Origin of the sequence: Phaeovulum sp. (genome assembly GCF_030684035.1) — a bacterium.
In the GTDB taxonomy this organism is placed as follows: Bacteria; Pseudomonadota; Alphaproteobacteria; order Rhodobacterales; family Rhodobacteraceae; genus UBA6213.
Genome location: NZ_JAUXPI010000043.1, coordinates 1 through 18,131 on the forward strand (window position 1 = coordinate 1; position 18,131 = coordinate 18,131).

Here is an 18,131-nt window from a genome sequence, read left to right on the forward strand (position 1 = left end):
TCGCGCCGTGTCACCTTCTTCTTCATCGCATCGCGCAGGCCGGGAAAGGCGGGTTGTTTCAGCATCGGCAAGCCTCCTCGTGGGGATGCCCAAGCCTATCAGATCAGGCGGAAAGTGGCAGGTTTTTCAGACGTTCCTTAGCTGATTGGTATTGTTCGCGCGCTGATTGAACCATCCGTTTCCCGTCTTCAATAAGATCAGTGTCAATTGCATCGGCGATTCCTCTAGCGACTTGGCTTTGCTGCAAAACTCGAACCAACTGCACCGTTGTTGGGACGTGGCCCGAGAGGTTGTGAAGGTCGCTAACAACCTGCTCCGACGCAATTCTGCGAAAACGTAGGTCAACGCCAGCAGCGCGATACAGGAGTTCGTATTTCTCAAGCTCCTGATATACTGCTTCAATAGCGCTTGTCTGCATTTCGACTTCTGGGCGCTTTTCGCCGGACAGTTTTTCGAAAATTCGCTTAAACATCCAACTCCTCCACGAATCGCGCATTTTCCTGAATGTACTGGAACCGCAATTCCGGCTTTTTCCCCATCAACCGCTCCACCAGTTCCGCCGTCTCACCCCCAAGCTCATCGTCAATGCTCACCCGGATCAGCTTGCGCGTCAGGGGGTTCATCGTGGTATCCTTCAAGTCCTTGGCGTCCATTTCGCCAAGGCCCTTGAAGCGTTGCACGTCGATCTTGCCCTTGCCGCCGAGGCCCTTCGCCAGCGCCGCCTCTTTCTCGGCGTCGTCGGAAACATACATCCGCCTGGCCCCCTGGGTGAGGCGGTAGAGCGGCGGGCAGGCGAGGTAGAGGTGCCCCTTGTCGATCATGGGCCGCATCTGGGTAAAGAAGAAGGTCATCAGAAGCGCCGCAATATGCGCCCCGTCCACATCGGCATCGGTCATGATGATGATCTTTTCATAGCGCAGATCATCAAGCCTGAACTTCGCCCCAAGCCCCACGCCAAGGGCCATGCTGAGGTTGCCGATTTCGGCATTGTCGCCCATCTTCGCGCTGGCCGCGCCGAGCACGTTCAGGATCTTGCCGCGCAGCGGCAGTAACGCCTGATTCTTGCGCTCGCGCGCCATTTTCGCGCTGCCCCCGGCGCTGTCGCCCTCGACAATGAAAAGCTCGGTACCCTCGCGGTTGGTGGCCGAACAATCGACCAGCTTGCCGGGCAGGCGCAGCTTTTTCGTTGCGGTCTTGCGCGCGGTTTCCTTTTCCTGGCGCCGCCGCAGCCGTTCTTCGGAACGCAGCACGAGGAAATCGAGAATCGCCCCGGCGCTGCGGGTATCTGCCGCCAGCCAGTTGTCGAAATGGTCGCGCACCGCGCCCTCGACCAGCCGCGCGGCTTCGGCGCTGGCGAGCCGGTCCTTGGTCTGGCCGACAAACTCCGGCTCGCGGATGAAGGTTGACACCAGCGCGCAGCCGCCCAGGGCGAGGTCGTCGCGGGTAATCTCGGCCGCCTTGCGGTTCTTCACCAACTCGCCATAGGCGCGGATGCCCTTGAGGATCGCCGCCCAGAAACCCGCCTCATGGGTGCCGCCCTCGGGCGTCGGCACGGTGTTGCAATAGCTTTGAATGAAGCCGTCGCGCGAAGGTGTCCAGTTGATCGCCCATTCCACCGACCCCGGCACCCCGAACTTTTCCGCAAACCCGACCTTGCCCGCGAAAGGCCGCTCGGCGTAGTTCGAACACCCCTGCAATTGCTCGCCAAGGTAGTCGGCCAGACCGCCGGGAAAGTGGAAAACCGCCTCCATCGGCGTATCGCCCTCGGCGATCTCGCTTTTCCAGCGAATTTCCACCCCGGAAAACAGATAGGCCTTGGAGCGTACCAGCTTCAGCATCCGTGCCGGGCGAAACCGGTTGTGGCCGAAAATCTGTTCGTCGGCATGAAAGCTGACCGTGGTGCCGCGCCGGTTCGGGGCGGTGCCGATGCGCTCGATCAGTCCCAGCGGCAGCCCGCGCGAAAACCGCTGCTCCCAAAGTTCGCGCCCGCGCGCCACCTGCACCACCATCGCATCGGAAAGCGCGTTGACGACCGACGCGCCAACCCCGTGCAGCCCGCCCGAGGTCTGGTAGGTATCGCCCGAAAACTTGCCGCCCGAATGCAGCATGCACAAGATCACTTCCAGCGCCGACTTGCCGGGAAACTTCGGATGCGCATCCACCGGCATGCCACGGCCATTGTCGCGCACGGTCACGGTATGGTCGGCGGCAAGCTCCACCTCGATGCGGCTGGCGTGCCCCGCCACCGCCTCATCCATCGCATTGTCAAGGATTTCGGCCACGAGGTGGTGCAGCGCCCGCTCGTCGGTGCCGCCAATATACATGCCCGGGCGCTTGCGCACCGGCTCCAGCCCCTCCAGCACCTCGATAGAGGATGCGTCATAGGTTTCCGGTCGGGCGGAAAGAAGGTCGTGGGGCATGGCACCTGCTCGGCTCTGATTGCCGCATATTGTGGCTGAACCGGGGCGCGGGGGCAACCGCTTGATTGCCCCTGCCGCCAGCCCCTGGCAGGTTGCTGAAGAAGCCATGACATGACCTGTTGCTGACCCCTAAGAAGGAAGCTGTTTTTGCTACGACTGCCCTGGCCGAGGCCATCGCCGGGGCCAAGCGCCGCGCGCCGGGGTGTCGCGGCTGGGGGCCCAAAGCCCCCGGCCAGCACCCGCCCCCGTCACGCCGCAGGCGTGCCTCCGGCCAGGGCGCGGCGGGCGCTTCTCGCCCGCCAGGGCAGGCGCTGACCTTTCGTGGCGCGCGCGGCGACGGCCCTTTTGAAGCCTGGTCGACACGGGCGGGGAAAGCAGGGCTTTTCCTGATCCGCCCGAACCGGCGTCCGGTCCGGAACGTTTCCGGTATCAGGTGCAGTGCGGAACCAATTCAGCGGCCCCTAGAACGAGATCACCCCGGCATTGTAGGTTTCAATATTCACCTTGGCCGGGCCGCCGTCGAGCGTTTCCATTTCGATATGCGCCGGTGGGTGGCCCAGCGCCGAGGCAATCCGCGCCGCCTCGCTCGACCCCGCGCCAGGCAGAATGCTGACCCGCACCCCGCCGCCGAGATTGTCGAAGCTTGCGCCGTTCGAGGGCGAATAATGCCCATCGCCGCGAAGATAGCCGCCAAGTGGCCCGGCGCTGATCCCGGCCTCGGCGCGCACATCGACCTTGCCTTCGCCATTCACCAGCACATGCACCGAAAACCCCGGTACCGCGAGCGAAAACCCGGCATTGAGGCCGGGAATGAGGATGCCGTATTCGGGCAGCTCTTCGCGGCAATCATAGGCCGTGGCATAGGGTTCGCCCGCCTGGCAGGCCATTTGTGCCGAGGCATTCTCGATTTCGCAAGTGACCGACATAAGCCCGCCAATGATCGAGCGCGGACAGATTTCCTGACAGCGGAAATTGACCTTGCAACTTTGCCCGAGCTGCGCGCGGTAGGCGGTGCCGATAGCGGGCAGGGTGCGGGCCGCCAGCAGCGCCGGCACGCCGTTCGGTTCGAGCGCATGGGCGCGCGCCAAGGCCGCCGCCGCCGCCGCCGGATCGCCCGCAGCATCGAGCGCGCGCGCGAGGTTGGCCCAGTAAAGCGGTTCGTCGGGTGCAAGCTCGGTCGCGCGCCCGGCCGCCTCCACTGCCGCGCCCCAGTCGGCTTGCGCGCGGGCGGCATTGCCAAGCGTGTTGTTGTAGGCAGCAACCTCCGGGTGCAACGCCACCGCGGCTTCGGCGGCAAGGCGTGCGGGCCGCGCCCAGCTTGGCGCGCCCGCCCCGGCTGCCGCGGTCTCCAGCAGCATCGCTGCCATGTTGTTCAGGCTCGCCGCATCGTCGGGGTCGGCGAGCGCGTCGGTGCCAAAGAACCACGCCGCCTTGTCAAACTGCCGCCGGGTGAAAAGCAGGTGCCCGAAGGTATCGCCGCTTACCCCGGCGGGTGCTGCGGCGAGCGCCGCATTGAAATCTGCCAGATCGCCGGCCTCGAAGCCCGCGCCGAGCGTTTCGAGTGCCGCTGCAATGGCCTGCCTCATATCCTGGGCGATTGCCGGAACCGACCCGAATGCGAGAATTGCTACGACCGAGACGATCTTCCGAAACTGAAGAATTCGCATGCCTTTCTCCCCCCTGGAATGCGCTACCTCCTTCTTGCAGCGCTTCCAGAATAGCCGATCGGAAGGTTTAGGGCTACCCGTAGCGGCCGCCCGCTCAGAGCCCCCAGAGGCCTTGCGCCTTCGCGTCCCAGCCAAGCGTCATGCGGCTGCGGTCGCGCAGCACCGGGCGCTGCATCAGCGTGGGGTGGCGGATCAGTTGCGCATCGGCTTCGGCGGCCTTCATCCAGTCGTTCAGCCCCCGCCAGGTGGTCGAGTTGCGGTTCACCAGCCGGTCGCCGAACTCGACCAGCAACTCGGCCCATTCGGCCTCGTCCAAAGGCGCGGCACGCACATCGCGAAAACGCACCGCATAGCCCGCCGCCACCAGCGCCTTCTCGGCCTTCTTGCAGATGTCGCAGGTGGGAATGCCGTAAAGCGTGACCTCGCCGCTCATGCAGGTTCCGCCAGCCGGCTTGCCCACATCGCCTTGAAGGCCGGGCGCGCCTGACAGGCGGCAAGCCAGCCTTTCACCGCCGGAAAGGCATCCATCAGCGGCGCATGCGCCTGCGCGTAGCGCACCATTTCGGCCATGTTGATATCGGCCACGGTAAAGCGCCCGCCAACCATCTGGACTTGGCGCAGAAGATGCGCTTCCAGCACCTTGAAGGGGCGCTGCAACTTCTCGGCCGCCGCCGCAATCACCGCGCGGCCCGCCTCGGTCTTGTCCTCGCCGCGCGCATAGGCGTAGGAAATATCAAGCGCCGGGCCTTCGATCGAGCTTACCCCGTAAAGCGCCCATTGCTGCATCCGCGCATCTTCCTGCGCGGTCGTGGGGGCCAGCGTGCCGCCGAACTTGCGCGCCAGATAGAGGTTGATCGCCAGCGACTCGCTCAGCACGAAGCCGTCGTCGTCGAGCACCGGCACCGCCCCCGCCGGGCTGATCGCAAGGAACGCGGGCGAGGTGGTGTTCAGGGGCGCGTCCTTCGCTGCCGGGTCGGGCAGGCGGTATCCCTGAATCACCGGCTGAAACCGGTAGCTTGCCCCCAATTCGGCCAGAAGCCAGATGTTGCGCGTCGCGCGCGAGCGGTAGATCCCGTAAAGCGTCAGCATGAAAGCCCCCTGATGGTTGCCCGTATCCTGCCGCTTTGGCGCGGCAATGAAAAGAGGCAGCCGCTTGCGCATCGCGCCAGCGGACGAGATACTTGGCCAGAGGAAAAGGGGTGGACGATGAACTCAGGCTGGAATGAACGCTTCGCGGGCGCGGGCTATCTGTTCGGCACCGCGCCTGCCGCCTTCGTCGCGCGCCTGGCACCACGGCTCGCCCCCGGTTCAAGGCTGCTTTCGGTGGCCGAAGGCGAAGGGCGCAATGCCGCGCATCTGGCCGGCCTTGGCCACCATGTTACCGCCTTTGACAGCTCGGAAACGGCGCTGGCAAAGGCGCGGGCACTGGCCGAGGGCATCACCCCCGCCCCGGCGTTTCACCTCGCCCGGATCGAGGATTGGCAGTGGCAGGCCGATGCCTTCGATGCGGTTTTCGGGGTCTTCATCCAGTTCGCCCCGCCCGCCCTGCGCGACCGGATATTCACCGGCATGGCGCAAACCCTGCGCCCCGGTGGCCGGGTGTTGCTGCACGGCTTCGCCCCCCGCCAGCTTGGCAACCGCTCGGGCGGCCCGCGCGCCCCGGCGCAGCTCTACACGCTCGAGCTTCTGCGCGCGGCTTTCCCCGGCTGGCAGATCGAGCACGCGGCCGATTACGACGCCGACCTGGACGAGGGCGAAGGGCACCAAGGCCGCGCCGCGCTGGTGGATTTCGTGGCGCGCAAACCCTGATCCGGGGCCGCTGCCAAGGCCGCCGCCGCCGCGCCAAGGGCGGCCCCGCCGCAGCACCTCCCCGTCAGGGCGTGCCCCGGCGTCAGCTTACTTCGCCCGGCTTGCCTCGGCCCTGCGCCGCAGCTAATCAAACCGGATGAGCGCCCGCGCCCCCCTCAGCTACCCTGGCCATGCCCGCGCGCTTCTGGTGCTCGGCGGTCCGCTCATTGCCAGCCACCTTGCGCAGATGTTGCTGCATGTCACCGATACGGTGATGCTTGGCTGGTATGGCGTCAGCGCGCTGGCGGCGGTGGTGCTCGGCTCCTCGGCCTTCTTCATCGTCTTCATCCTTGGCTCGGGCTTCGGCATCGCGGTGATGGGGCTGGTCTCCTCGGCGCTCGGCGCGGGCGACACCACCCAGGTGCGCCGCGACACCCGGATGGGGCTCTGGCTCTCGGGCTTTTACGGCATCGCGGTGATGCCGCTGATGTGGTGGTCGGGGCCGATTCTTCTGGCCGCCGGGCAGCAGCCCGATGTCGCGGCGCTGGCGCAGGAATATCTGCGCATCGCGGGCTTCGGCATGGTCCCGGCGCTCTTGATCATGGTGCTCAAAAGCTACCTGGCCGCATTCGAGCGCACCCAGGTGGTGCTGGCGGTGACGCTGGTCAGTGTCGCGCTCAACTTCTGCCTCAACTGGATGCTGATCTTCGGCAACTGGGGCGCGCCCGAACTTGGCGTGCAGGGTGCCGCAATCGCGACGCTTTCGGTGCAGATAACCGGCATGGCGCTTTTGGCCGCCTATGCCGGCTGGCAACCGGCGCTGCGGCAATTCGAGCTTTTCCACCGCTTCTGGCGGCCCGACTGGCAGGCGATGCGCAAGGTGTTCCGGCTTGGCCTGCCGATCGGGCTGACCGGGCTTGCCGAAGGCGGCCTGTTTCAGGCCTCGGCGCTGATGATGGGCTGGCTTGGCGTGGCGGCGCTGGCGGCGCATGGCATCGCGCTTGAACTTGCCGCGCTCACCTTCATGGTGCACCTCGGCCTTTCCAACGCCGCCACCGTGCGTGTTGGCCGCGCCGATGGCGCACGCGATACGCGGGCCTTGCGCGATGCGGCGCTCACCGCCACCGTCCTGTCGCTTGCCGTCGCGGTGGTGGGGGTGGCGCTGTTTCTTGCCATGCCCGAAACCCTGGTGGCGCTTTTTCTCGATGCCGCCAAGCCCGGCTCGGCCGAGATCATCGCCTTTGGCGCGAAACTGCTTGCCGTTGCGGCGCTTTTCCAGATGTTCGACGCCATGCAGGTGATGGCGCTCGGGCTTTTGCGCGGCGTGCAGGATACGCGGGTGCCAATGTGGCTCGCCTCGATCAGCTACTGGCTGATCGGCATTCCGGCAAGCTATGTGCTGGCGTTTCCGCTCGGCCTTGGCGGGGTCGGGCTCTGGTTCGGGCTGGTGGTGGGGCTTGCCTGCGCCGCAACGCTGCTGATGGCGCGGTTCTGGCGCGGGCGGCTTGCGCGTTAGCCATCGCCGCGCGACCCGGCACTTCTTCTTTGCCTGAAATACCCCGGGGGTCCTGGGGCTGGCCCCTGGCCTCCGGCTCAGGTCTCGGCTGCCCCACCCTGCAACAACCGCTCGGCCTTCTTGCGCACCAGCACCGAGCGCAGATCGTGCATCGCCAGCAACAGCGCGTCGGTGACTTCCTCAAGCTGCGCATCGGTGGCCTTGGCCTGCGCCCATTGCGTGGTCAGGTTCATCGCATCGACCGCGCGCAGAATGTCGTCGATGTCGCGCGCCGCCAGAAGTGCGACCCGCCGTTCCAGCCAGTCGCGGCAGGCCGCCGTGTCGGCCCCGCTCAGCGCGCGGTCGCCATGCGGCTTGATCTCGCCGTTTCGCACGTTGATGATCGCGATCTGCTCCATCTCGATGCGCCGCTGCCGGTTTTCCGTATCGACCCGAAACACCGCCGCGCCATTCTCGCGGATGCGAAAGTAATAGTCCGGCAGATCACCCGACATCTGTCCCCCGTTCGCCCGTTCCGGGCCTTTCGTTCAGCGCAACGCCTCGCAGAAACGCTTGATCCGCGCACAGGCTTCGCTGAGCGCCGCGTCCGAGGTAGCGTAGCTGATGCGGAAGTTCGGCGATAGCCCGAAGGCCGCGCCGAATACCACCGCCACCCCGGTTTCCTCCAGAAGTGCCGCCGCAAAGGCCTCGTCATCAGCAATTTTCACGCCGCCCGCCGAGGTCTTGCCGATGCATCCCGCGATCGATGGGTACACATAAAACGCCCCCTCCGGCATCGGGCAGCGGATGCCGGGGCACTCGTTCAGCGCCGCCACCACGAGGTTCCGCCGCCGCTCGAACGCCGCCCGGCTGGTTGCGATGTAGTCCTGCGGGCCATTGAGCGCCTCGACCGCCGCATATTGGCTGATCGAACAGGGGTTCGAGGTGGATTGCGACTGCACCTTGGCAATTGCCTTGATCAACACCTCGGGCCCGCCCGCATAACCGATCCGCCAGCCGGTCATCGCATAGGCCTTGCTCACGCCGTTGCAGGTCAGCGTGCGGTCGTAAAGCCGCGGCTCCACCGCGGCGGGGGTGGCAAACTTGAAATCGCCAAAGGCGAGGTGCTCGTACATGTCATCGGTCATCACCCAGACCTGCGGGTGGCGCAGCAGCACATCGGTCAGCGCCTTCAGCTCCGCCGCAGAATAGCCCGCCCCCGAGGGGTTCGAGGGCGAATTGAAGATCAGCCATTTGGTGCGTGGCGTGATCGCCGCCTCCAACTGCTCGGCGGTGATCTTGTAGCCGGTCTGCATCGGCCCTTCGACGAACACCGGCACCCCGCCCGCCAGCAGCACCATGTCGGGGTAGCTGACCCAATAGGGCGCGGGAATGATCACCTCGTCGCCGGGGTTCAGCGTCGCCACCAGCGCGTTGTAAAGCACCTGCTTGCCGCCCGAGCCGACGGTGATCTGCGCGGCCGTGTACTCAAGGCCGTTCTCGCGCTTGAACTTGGCGACAATCGCCGCCTTCAATTCGGGAATGCCATCCACGGCGGTGTATTTCGTCCGCCCCGCATCGATCGCCGCCTTTGCCGCATCCTTGATGTTCTGCGGCGTGTCGAAATCCGGCTCGCCCGCGCCAAGGCCGATGATGTCGCGCCCGGCGGCGGCCAGTTCGCGCGCCTTGTTGGTGACAGCGATGGTCGGCGAAGGATTCACGCGGGCCAGCGTATCGGACAAAAAGGCCATTTTGGGGGAACTCCGGTTTGTATCTGCCGGAGCCATGTCATAGGCTTGCGCGCGGTACCGATCAAGCAGGAAGAGGACACCGGCATGGATGCGGAAACCCCCGAAAAATGGTTCAGCGCCGAAGTGGCAACCTTTGGCGACCGGCTCGCCGCGGCGCGCGAAAATGCGGGCATGTCACAAAAGACGCTTGCCACGCGCCTCGGTGTGCGCCTCACCACGGTGCAAGCCTGGGAGAGCGATACCACCGAGCCGCGCGCCAACCGGATGCAAATGCTTGCAGGAATGCTGAATGTGTCGCTGATGTGGCTGCTTGCCGGGCGCGGAGACGGACTTGACGGCCCCCCGGGCAGCGGTACACAGACGGCGCGCGCCAATGCCGCCGCGCTGCAATCGTTGCACGAAATACGCAGCTCGGTGGCCGATCTGGACGGGCGGCTGGCGCGGCTCGAGGAGACTTTGACCGCAGCAGGGGGCAAGAGCGATGACCGAAACGCCTGAAGCACGGCTGAAGCGGATGACCATGCGCAGCTGGCGGCGCGGCATCAAGGAAATGGACCTGATCTTCGGGCGCTGGTCCGAAGCGCATCTGGCCGGGCTCGATGCCGAGAAGCTGGAGCTTTACGAGGCGCTTCTGGCCGAGGCGGACCAGGATATCTACCCCTGGATCACCGCCGCCATGCCGGTGCCGCAGCGCTACGCGGCGCTGATCGACGAGATCAGGGTTTTCGCCCGCGCCAACGTCAGCGCCGGCTGATATCCGGCCGCCAGAACCGGCGAGCCAAAATAGATCGCATTTGCCCCGAATTTCGCGCGGCTTAACCGAAACTTGGCTTTTTGGCCCCAGTTTCGCCTCGGGCAGCGAAAGACGGAGAGATTGATGACGATGCAGACCCCAGTGATGGAAGCCCCGCGGTCGGGGTTGCTGTCAGGCTACCTCGACAGCCTGGCGATGGTCGAGCGGCTTCACCGCCTGCTTCTCGACGTGATAAAGGACGAGTTCGAGCGGCTCGGGATACTGGAAATCAACGCCGTGCAGGCGCTTTTGCTGTTCAATATCGGTGAAAACGAGGTGACGGCGGGCGAACTCAAGACGCGCGGCTATTACCAGGGCTCGAACGTCAGCTATAACCTGAAAAAACTGGTGGAAACCGGGCACATGCACCACCAGCGCTGCGAAATCGACCGCCGTTCGGTGCGGGTGCGGCTGACCCCCAAGGGGCGCGGCTTGCGCGATGCGGTGGCGGCGCTGTTCACCCGCCACGCCGAAGGCATGGAGGCGCGCGGCGTGCTCGGCATCGACGCGATCGACACCTTGAACCTGTCGCTGCGGCGGATGGAGCGCTACTGGTCAGACCAGATCCGCTACATCTACTGAAGCCGGGGGGCTTCCCGCCCCCCGCACCCCCCGGGGGTACTTATGCATTGAAGAAGACCTTCGGGGGCGCGGTGTCACCAATGCCCGGTATTGCCCATGCTGGCCCAGGGTTCGGCGGGTTTCAGCGCCGGGCCGTTTTGCAGCAGCTCGATCGAGATATTGTCGGGGCTGCGCACAAAGGCCATGCGGCCGTCGCGCGGCGGGCGGTTGATGGTCACGCCATTGGCCGCCAGATGGGCGCACATCGCGTAGATATCATCGACCCCGTAGGCGAGGTGGCCGAAATGGCGGCTGTCGGCGGGCAGGCCGGGATCGCCATCCCAGTTGAAGGTCAGTTCCAGCGCCGCGTCCTCCTGCCCGGGTGGTGCGAGATAGACCAGCGTGAAGCGGCCCGCCGCATTGTCGGAGCGGCGGACCTCCTTGAGCCCCAAAAGCGCATAGAACGCCATCGAGGCTTCAAGGTCGAGCACCCTGACCATGACATGAAGATAGCGCAGCGGCATGACATTCTCCTTCTTTGCTACCAGTCTAGCGAGCTTTGCCACGCCGGGGAACCGTTCAGAAATTGGAGCGGAAACCGATGCTGAGCGACAGCTCGCGCCGCGCGAAGCTGGACACGTTGGACCGGGTTTCAAGCGCCCGCAGCTTGATCTGCGGCGAAAACCCGGCATAGCTCTTGTCGGGCAGCCAAAGTTCCAGCTCGGCAAAGCCGAGGGTTTCCTGCCGCCCGCCCGGCACCGCGAGAAAGCCGAGCGTGTAATCGGGGTAATCGGCATAGCTCAGCCCGAAGTTCGCGGTAACCGCCGCCGGGCCGAACTGCCGCGCCGGTTGATAGCTCAGCTCTGCCGAAGCCGAACTGCCGCGGGCATTGACGCTTTCGCTTGCGACATGGCGCAGGCCGAGGCTGAGCACCAGCCTGTCGCCGTTGGCGAATGCGCCGCGCCAGCCACCGCGCAGCGTGGCAATGGTCTGGTCGCGGCGCGGATCGGCGGCGCTGCGCCATTCCCAACCGGCACCGTAAAACACCCCTGCCGCGACCGGGCCGCGATCTGCCCCAAGGCGCAGGTAATCATAGGCAAAGGCCCCCGCCGACCACGCCCGCCCCAGCCCGAGGTCAAGCCCGATCCTGGCGTTTCCAGAGGCGGCGAAACTGTGCCGCAGGCCAAGCTCGGCGGAGCCCGCGGCAAGGCTGCTGTTGGCGATCTCGGTTTCGACCATGGCACCCGAGGGGCCCATGGTCGTGGTGGTCGGCGTGCCGGAAAGCTCGACCGCGCGCAGATAAAGCCGCGCCGAAAGCTCGGTCTGGCTGTCGGCATCGGCGCGCAACCGATAGCCGAGCCGTGCCTCAAGCGTGCCGACAAGCCCCGGCAGCGCCAGTGCCGCATCGCTGAGTACGCCGACCAGCGGCACCCCCTCGATCACGTTCAGCCGCGAACTTGCACCGGCGTTGACATTGCTCGAGGGCTGGATGCCAAAGCGCAGCCCGGCGCTCCAGGGGGTAGCCGCGCGCAACTGCGCCAGCGCGCGCTCGGCTCCGGCGCGGCGCTGCGCATCGGGGGCGGTGGAGGCGGCATGGCGCAGCCAGTAGCGCGCCAGCAAGGGCTTTTCGGCCTGCATCGCAGCACTTGCCACCAGCCGCGCGGATTCGTGCCTTTGCACCTTGCTGCCCGCGGCATGAAAGGCGCGCGCGCCCGCCTGCATCGCCTCTGCCGACTGCCCCTGCCAGAGCATCACCGTGCCGATCACATAATGGGCAAAGGCATCGCCGGGGGTTTCGAGCAGAAGCGCCCGCGCCAGGGCCAGCGCCTCTTGCGGCCGCCCCTCGCTGGCCGCGGCAAGCGCCGCTATCTGCGCCGCCCCCTGCGCCCGCGCCCCGGCAGCCGGTGCCAGCACCACAAGGGCGGCGAATACTGCTGCGGCGAGGCGTTTCCGGAGCATTCCGGTTTCAGGGGCCCGCGACAAGCGAACAGATCGGCAGCGCGTTGTTCGGCCCGCACATGGTCAGCACGAACATGCCGTGCTCGCGTTCGTTCTGCCAGGCCGGTTCGAATTCCTCAAGGTTGACAAGGCCCGCGACCGAATTGGCCCCGACCCCGCCGAACAGGCCGCCATAGCTGCCGATCGGGGTGTTGTTGGCGTCGTTGTATTCGGCACCGCCGAAAAAGCTGCCATCGGCGGCGATCGCGGTTGAAACAAGGATCACGTCATCAAGGCTGAAACCATCATCGACGATCACCCGGTTGACGATTGCGCCGTTCACCGAATCGTCGGCGAAGTTGGCGTTGAGGAAGATATCGCCTGAAACCCGCGCCGGTTGCGCCGGGATCAGCGCGGGTTCGGTGCCACCCGGCACCGCAATTGCCACATCGGTGGGGCCGCCGCGCAGCACATCCACATTGGTCACCGCAGCATAGCTTCCCGCATAGGAAACCTGCCCCGCCCCCGGCCCCGAGCCGGTCGCCGGGCGCAGAAAATCGCCGTCCCGTTCGTAAATGCCGCCCGCAAAGTAGCGGTTGAACTGGCCGCCATCGCCCACGGTGACGGCGCGCACCGCGCCATCGGCGCTTTCCCCGGCAAGGGCGATGAACAGCCGGTCAAGCGCGTCCTCCTGAATCCGGAAGGCAAGGTAGCCGCCGACATCAAGGCTTGGGTCGCGGGTGTAGGTCACCAGCAGCGGTGTTGAATCGAGCGAGGAGATGTTCACCTGCAAAGTGACGCCGTCAAAGGCAATGGCATTCACATTCACTTTCAGCGCGGCCGGGGTGGCCGGGCTGGTACCGGTGCCACCACCACCACCACCGCCGGTGTCTTCATCGGTGCTGCACGATGCCAGCGCGGCGGCCAGCGCCAAAGGCAGCCAAAATCTTGACATTGTGCACTCCAGAGCCCGAAAATCGCCGTTACTGTGCCGAAATTATTGAAATCAGTCAATGTGTCGCGCCACGACCTTAATCTTGTGAGTCCTTCGCGCAACGCTCATCGCGGTTTCGGCGCGCGCGGAACCTCGCTAAAGTGGCACCGATTCTCGCACCCCGGAGGGCTCCATGCCGCTTACCCCCGAACAGGCCGCTGAAATTGCCGAGGCCCGTGCCACCTCGCGCCCGACACTGCGCGCCGTCTCGCCCGGCATGGAGGCGCAGCTTTTCACAGCTTATCCGGTGCTCGACCACGGGCTTTTGCGGGTCATCGACTACATGGGCGATGATGCCGCGATCTGTCAGGCCGCGCGCGTCTCCTATGGCCGCGGCACCAGGGCGGTGACCGATGACAAGGGGCTGATCCGCTATCTGATGCGGCACTGGCATTCGACCCCGTTCGAGATGTGCGAGGTCAAGTTTCACGTCAAGTTGCCGGTTTTCGTCGCCCGCCAGTGGATCCGGCACCGCACCGCCAACGTCAACGAATATTCCGCCCGCTACTCCATTCTCGACCGTGAATTCTACATACCGGCACCGGAGAACCTCGCGGCGCAATCGGTGGTGAACAATCAGGGTCGTGGTGCGCTGCTTGAGGGCGACGAGGCGCAGCGCGTGCTTGATACCCTGCGCGATGATGCGATGCGCAATTTCGACCATTACGAAAGCATGCTGAGCCAGGAAGGGCAGAAGGGCCTCGCGCGCGAATTGGCGCGGATGAACCTGCCGATGAACACCTATACCCAATGGTATTGGAAGACCGACCTGCACAACCTCTTCCACTTTCTGCGCCTGCGCGCCGATACCCACGCGCAATACGAAATCCGGGTTTACGCCGAAAAGATGGGCGAGATCACCAAGGCCTGGGTTCCCTTGGCCTACGGCGCGTTCGAGGATTACCGGCTGGGCGGCATGACGCTGTCGGCGCGGGCGAAAGAAGTGTTGCAACGTCGCCTGCGCGGCGAGGTGGTGACGCAGGAAGATAGCGGCATGAGCAAGGGCGAATGGCGCGAGTTTCAGGGGGAGTGGGGGGTAGCCCCATAGGCCAGCCGCATTGCCCAAAATTCGCGCCCTCGGCGGCGTTCAGGTATCTCTGGCTTTAGGCCTCTGGCGGCTCACCAGCGCCGGCTGGCGAGCGCAAGACCCTTTCCAAACCCTTAACAAAATTCCTGTAATCCCGCAAAATCAACGCATTAGCAAAGCTAACACGCGTGTAACGCGCCGCCTTACGCCTGCAACGGCCGCACCGAAATCTCCCCCTCACCGCGCGATTTCATCGCCGCGACGGCAGCGATACTGGCCGCCGCCGTGGTGAAATAGGGGATGCGGTCATAAAGCGCGACCGCGCGAATATCGCGGCTGTCCGACACCGCCTGGCTTCCTTCCGTGGTATTCATCACCAGCTGGATGTCGCCGTTTTTCAGCCGGTCCACAATGTTCGGCCGACCTTCGTAGACCTTGTTGACCACCTCCGCCGCCACCCCGTTCGCCTCGAGGAAGCTCGCGGTGCCCCGCGTCGCGATCAGTGAAAATCCCATCGAGACGAGGCTGCGCGCGGCCTCGGCCAGTTCGGCGGTCTTGTCCATTTGCTTCACCGAAAGAAACGCGCGACCCGCCTCTGGCAGCATCGTCCCGGCCCCCATCTGCGCCTTGAGGAACGCCCGGGCGAAGTTGCGGTCCCAGCCCATGACTTCGCCGGTGGAGCGCATTTCGGGCCCCAGAAGCGTATCGACGCCGGGGAAGCGCGCGAAAGGCAGCACCGCCTCCTTCACCGAGAACCACGGCGTGTTGGGATCGGCCAGGGTCATCGGATTGGCGAGCGGAAGCGTTGAATCGGGGCCGACACCCGCCGGATAGGCGGCGCGATGCGGAAAGTTCGCCAGTGGCTCGCCCGCCATCAGCCGCGCCGCGATTGAGGCAATGGCGCTGTCGGTGGCCTTGGCGACGAAAGGCACGGTGCGGCTGGCGCGCGGGTTCACCTCGAGCACATAGATCACCCCGTCCTTGATCGCGAATTGCACGTTCATCAGGCCGACGACGTTCAGCCCCAGCGCCAGCGCCTCGGTCTGCTTCTTGATCTCGGTCACGATTTCGGCCGAAAGCGTGTGCGGGGGAAGCGAGCAGGCGCTGTCGCCGGAATGCACGCCCGCCTCTTCGATATGCTGCATGATCCCCGCCACATGCACCGATCTGCCATCGCAGAGCGCATCCACATCCACCTCGATCGCGTTCGACAAGTAACAGTCGAGAAGCACCGGGCTGTCGCCGGACACGCGCACCGCCTCGCGGATATAGCGCTCAAGCTGGGCATCGTCGCGCACGATCTCCATGGCGCGGCCGCCCAGCACATAGGATGGGCGGATCACCAGCGGGTAGCCAATGCGGCCTGCAATATCAAAGGCTTCGTCGCGGGTACTGGCAAGGCCGTTGACCGGTTGCCTGAGGCCAAGGTCGTTCAGAAGCTTCTGGAAGCGCTTGCGGTCTTCGGCCAGGTCGATCGCGTCGGGGGTGGTGCCGAGAATCGGAATTCCCTCGGCTTCGAGTGCGCGCGCAAGCTTGAGCGGCGTTTGCCCGCCAAATTGCACGATGACCCCGTGCAGGGTGCCGTTTTCCTGCTCGACCCGGAGGATCTCCAGAACATGTTCAAGGGTCAACGGTTCGAAATAGAGCCGGTCAGAGGTGTCGTAATCGGTCGAGACCGTCTCGGGGTTGCAGTTGATCATGATCGTCTCGTAGCCGACTTTGGTCAGCGCGAAGCAGGCGTGGCAGCAGCAGTAATCAAACTCGATGCCCTGGCCGATGCGGTTCGGGCCGCCGCCGAGGATCACCACCTTTTTTGCCGCCGTCGGCCGCGCCTCGCATTCCACGTCGCCCATCGCGGGTGCCTCATAGGTGGAATACATGTAGGGCGTCTGCGCCTCGAACTCGGCCGCGCAGGTGTCGATGCGCTTGAAAACCGCCTGCACACCGAGATTTCGGCGCGCACGACGCACCTGACCCTCGTCGCGGCCAGTGAGCTGGGCGAGCCGGGCATCGGTGAAGCCCATCATCTTCAGTTTGCGCAAGCCATCCGCAGCGAGCGGCAGGCCCTCGCGGCGAATTTCGGCTTCTTGTTCGATAATTTCTCTTATCCGGGCAAGAAACCACGGGTCATAGGCGGTCGAATGTTCGATTTCTGCATCTGACAGACCATGCCGCATGGCCTGCGCGATCAGCCGCAAGCGGTCGGGGGTCTGCGCCGAGATGGCTTTGATGATGGCAGCTTTCTCTGGCGCACCCTCAATCTCGATTTCATCAAAACCAGAAAGGCCAGTTTCCATGCTGGCAAGTGCCTTTTGCACAGATTCGTGAAAACTGCGCCCGATAGCCATTGCCTCGCCCACCGATTTCATCGCGGTGGTCAATTCTGCCTTCGCACCCGGGAACTTTTCAAAGGCGAAACGCGGGATCTTGGTCACGACATAGTCGATGGTCGGCTCGAAGCTTGCGGGCGTGACCTTGGTGATGTCGTTGTCGAGCTCGTCGAGGGTATAGCCCACCGCGAGTTTTGCCGCGACCTTGGCGATCGGGAAGCCGGTAGCCTTCGAAGCGAGCGCCGAAGACCGCGACACCCGCGGGTTCATTTCAATCACCACCATGCGGCCATCGGCTGGGTTGATTGCCCACTGCACGTTAGAGCCGCCGGTTTCCACGCCGATCTCGCGCAGCACGGCGATCGAGCCGTTGCGCATGATCTGGTAGTCCTTGTCGGTAAGCGTCAGCGCCGGGGCGACGGTGATCGAATCGCCGGTGTGCACGCCCATCGGATCGACGTTTTCAATTGAACAGATGATGATCGCGTTATCGGCCTTGTCACGCACCACCTCCATCTCGAATTCTTTCCAGCCAAGCAGCGATTCGTCGACAAGGATTTGCGCGACCGGACTGGCATCAAGACCGGAGCGGCAGATGCGCTCGTAATCGTCGCGGTTGTAGGCAACGCCGCCGCCGGTGCCGCCGAGGGTATAGGCGGGGCGGATGATCGCGGGCAGGCCGACATGTTCGATAGCCGCAAGCGCTTCGGCGACGCCCGCGCTGATGTCATACTTGCCGCTTGCCAGTTTCGGTGCGGCGACGATAGTGGCTTTCGGGTTCTCCAGCCCAATCCGGGTCATCGCCTCGCGGAACAGCTTGCGATCTTCCGCCATTTCAATGGCTTGGCGGCTTGCGCCAATTAGTTCAACGTTAAACCTTTCCAGTACACCCATATCGGCCAGCGCTAGCGAGGTGTTCAATCCGGTTTGCCCGCCCATCGTCGGCAAAAGCGCATCGGGGCGTTCCTTTTCGATGATCTTGGCAACGACCTCGGGGGTGATCGGCTCGATATAGGTGGCATCGGCCATTTCCGGGTCGGTCATGATCGTGGCGGGATTCGAGTTCACCAGAATGACCCGGTAGCCCTCTTCGCGCAGCGCCTTGCAGGCCTGCGCCCCCGAATAGTCGAACTCGCAGGCCTGGCCGATGATGATTGGCCCGGCACCGATGATGAGAATGGATTTGATATCGGTTCTCTTCGGCATGACGGACCCCTTCGGCGGCGCAAATTGACCGCGTTATAGACATGTGCGGCATGGGCGCAAGGGCCGAAGGCCGCGCCCGCACGGCGCAGACCGGTTTTCCGCAGGCTGCCGCAGCGCCGATGCTTGACTTCGCCGCGCTGTCGCGCTTCATCGGCGCGAAA

At 64.7% G+C, this 18,131-nt stretch carries 17 protein-coding genes; 6 read left to right on the forward strand and 11 right to left on the reverse strand.

From position 1 onward, the window contains the following. Nucleotides 1–103: 103 nt before the first annotated feature. The 5 genes from Q8J98_RS09500 to Q8J98_RS09520 all read right to left on the reverse strand — a co-directional run bounded on the left by Q8J98_RS09500 (nt 104) and on the right by Q8J98_RS09520 (nt 5,176). Nucleotides 104–472: a hypothetical protein gene (locus tag Q8J98_RS09500; RefSeq protein WP_305294123.1), complete on the reverse strand. Its 369-nt coding sequence runs from the start codon at nt 470–472 to the stop codon at nt 104–106. Then, complete coding sequence (gene parE / locus Q8J98_RS09505) at nt 465–2,420, reverse strand: DNA topoisomerase IV subunit B (protein WP_305294124.1); 1,956 nt, start codon at nt 2,418–2,420, stop codon at nt 465–467. Before parE ends, Q8J98_RS09500 begins: the two co-directional genes overlap by 8 nt. A gap of 461 nt (nt 2,421–2,881) precedes the next feature. Beyond that, on the reverse strand, nt 2,882–4,087 hold the full coding sequence (locus Q8J98_RS09510) for a hypothetical protein (protein ID WP_305294125.1): 1,206 nt from the start codon (nt 4,085–4,087) through the stop codon (nt 2,882–2,884). A gap of 94 nt (nt 4,088–4,181) precedes the next feature. Next, nucleotides 4,182–4,520, reverse strand: coding sequence for an arsenate reductase family protein (locus tag Q8J98_RS09515; protein ID WP_305294126.1), 339 nt, complete (start codon nt 4,518–4,520; stop codon nt 4,182–4,184). Further along, nucleotides 4,517–5,176 carry a glutathione S-transferase family protein gene (locus Q8J98_RS09520; RefSeq protein ID WP_305294127.1) on the reverse strand — a complete coding sequence of 220 codons (660 nt, stop codon included), beginning with the start codon at nt 5,174–5,176 and terminating at the stop codon, nt 4,517–4,519. The genes Q8J98_RS09515 and Q8J98_RS09520 overlap by 4 nt, the downstream gene beginning before the upstream one ends. Before the next feature lie 117 nt (nt 5,177–5,293). Here Q8J98_RS09520 and Q8J98_RS09525 point away from each other — a divergent pair, with 117 nt between their 5' ends. Beyond that, a complete protein-coding gene (locus Q8J98_RS09525) occupies nt 5,294–5,896 on the forward strand; it encodes a cyclopropane-fatty-acyl-phospholipid synthase family protein (protein WP_305294128.1) in 603 nt (200 codons plus the stop codon). 136 nt (nt 5,897–6,032) lie between these two features. Then, nucleotides 6,033–7,391 carry an MATE family efflux transporter gene (locus Q8J98_RS09530; RefSeq protein WP_305294129.1) on the forward strand — a complete coding sequence of 453 codons (1,359 nt, stop codon included), beginning with the start codon at nt 6,033–6,035 and terminating at the stop codon, nt 7,389–7,391. A gap of 77 nt (nt 7,392–7,468) precedes the next feature. On the opposite strand, the gene Q8J98_RS09535 is transcribed toward Q8J98_RS09530, so the two are convergent. Beyond that, on the reverse strand, nt 7,469–7,885 hold the full coding sequence (locus Q8J98_RS09535; protein ID WP_305294131.1) for a hypothetical protein: 417 nt from the start codon (nt 7,883–7,885) through the stop codon (nt 7,469–7,471). Nucleotides 7,886–7,918: 33 nt separating this feature from the next. Continuing rightward, nucleotides 7,919–9,121: a pyridoxal phosphate-dependent aminotransferase gene (locus Q8J98_RS09540; protein ID WP_305294133.1), complete on the reverse strand. Its 1,203-nt coding sequence runs from the start codon at nt 9,119–9,121 to the stop codon at nt 7,919–7,921. 84 nt (nt 9,122–9,205) lie between these two features. Here Q8J98_RS09540 and Q8J98_RS09545 point away from each other — a divergent pair, with 84 nt between their 5' ends. The 3 genes from Q8J98_RS09545 to Q8J98_RS09555 all read left to right on the forward strand — a co-directional run bounded on the left by Q8J98_RS09545 (nt 9,206) and on the right by Q8J98_RS09555 (nt 10,496). After that, nucleotides 9,206–9,619, forward strand: coding sequence for a helix-turn-helix transcriptional regulator (locus Q8J98_RS09545; protein ID WP_305294134.1), 414 nt, complete (start codon nt 9,206–9,208; stop codon nt 9,617–9,619). Next, nucleotides 9,603–9,875 (forward strand): succinate dehydrogenase assembly factor 2, encoded by a 273-nt coding sequence (locus Q8J98_RS09550; RefSeq protein WP_305184020.1) that lies wholly within the window; start codon nt 9,603–9,605, stop codon nt 9,873–9,875. The genes Q8J98_RS09545 and Q8J98_RS09550 overlap by 17 nt, the downstream gene beginning before the upstream one ends. A gap of 123 nt (nt 9,876–9,998) precedes the next feature. Continuing rightward, nucleotides 9,999–10,496 (forward strand): MarR family winged helix-turn-helix transcriptional regulator, encoded by a 498-nt coding sequence (locus Q8J98_RS09555; RefSeq protein WP_305294136.1) that lies wholly within the window; start codon nt 9,999–10,001, stop codon nt 10,494–10,496. 74 nt (nt 10,497–10,570) lie between these two features. On the opposite strand, the gene Q8J98_RS09560 is transcribed toward Q8J98_RS09555, so the two are convergent. The 3 genes from Q8J98_RS09560 to Q8J98_RS09570 are packed head-to-tail and all read right to left on the reverse strand — an operon-like array spanning nt 10,571 to nt 13,368. Then, nucleotides 10,571–10,999, reverse strand: coding sequence for a VOC family protein (locus Q8J98_RS09560; RefSeq protein WP_305294137.1), 429 nt, complete (start codon nt 10,997–10,999; stop codon nt 10,571–10,573). Between the two features lie 55 nt (nt 11,000–11,054). After that, a complete protein-coding gene (locus tag Q8J98_RS09565; protein ID WP_305294138.1) occupies nt 11,055–12,434 on the reverse strand; it encodes a hypothetical protein in 1,380 nt (459 codons plus the stop codon). Nucleotides 12,435–12,441: 7 nt separating this feature from the next. Further along, entirely contained in the window at nt 12,442–13,368 is a 927-nt protein-coding gene (locus Q8J98_RS09570) for a thymidylate synthase (RefSeq protein ID WP_305294139.1), read from the reverse strand. A gap of 172 nt (nt 13,369–13,540) precedes the next feature. Between Q8J98_RS09570 and thyX the strand changes: the two genes are divergently transcribed. After that, the gene (gene thyX, locus Q8J98_RS09575; RefSeq protein ID WP_305294140.1) at nt 13,541–14,455 is read left to right on the forward strand and encodes an FAD-dependent thymidylate synthase; all 915 of its coding nucleotides are present in this window, start codon (nt 13,541–13,543) and stop codon (nt 14,453–14,455) included. Between the two features lie 182 nt (nt 14,456–14,637). Here thyX and carB read toward each other — a convergent pair whose 3' ends face one another. Further along, nucleotides 14,638–17,970 carry a carbamoyl-phosphate synthase large subunit gene (gene carB, locus Q8J98_RS09580; RefSeq protein WP_305294141.1) on the reverse strand — a complete coding sequence of 1,111 codons (3,333 nt, stop codon included), beginning with the start codon at nt 17,968–17,970 and terminating at the stop codon, nt 14,638–14,640. Nucleotides 17,971–18,131 lie beyond the last annotated feature (161 nt).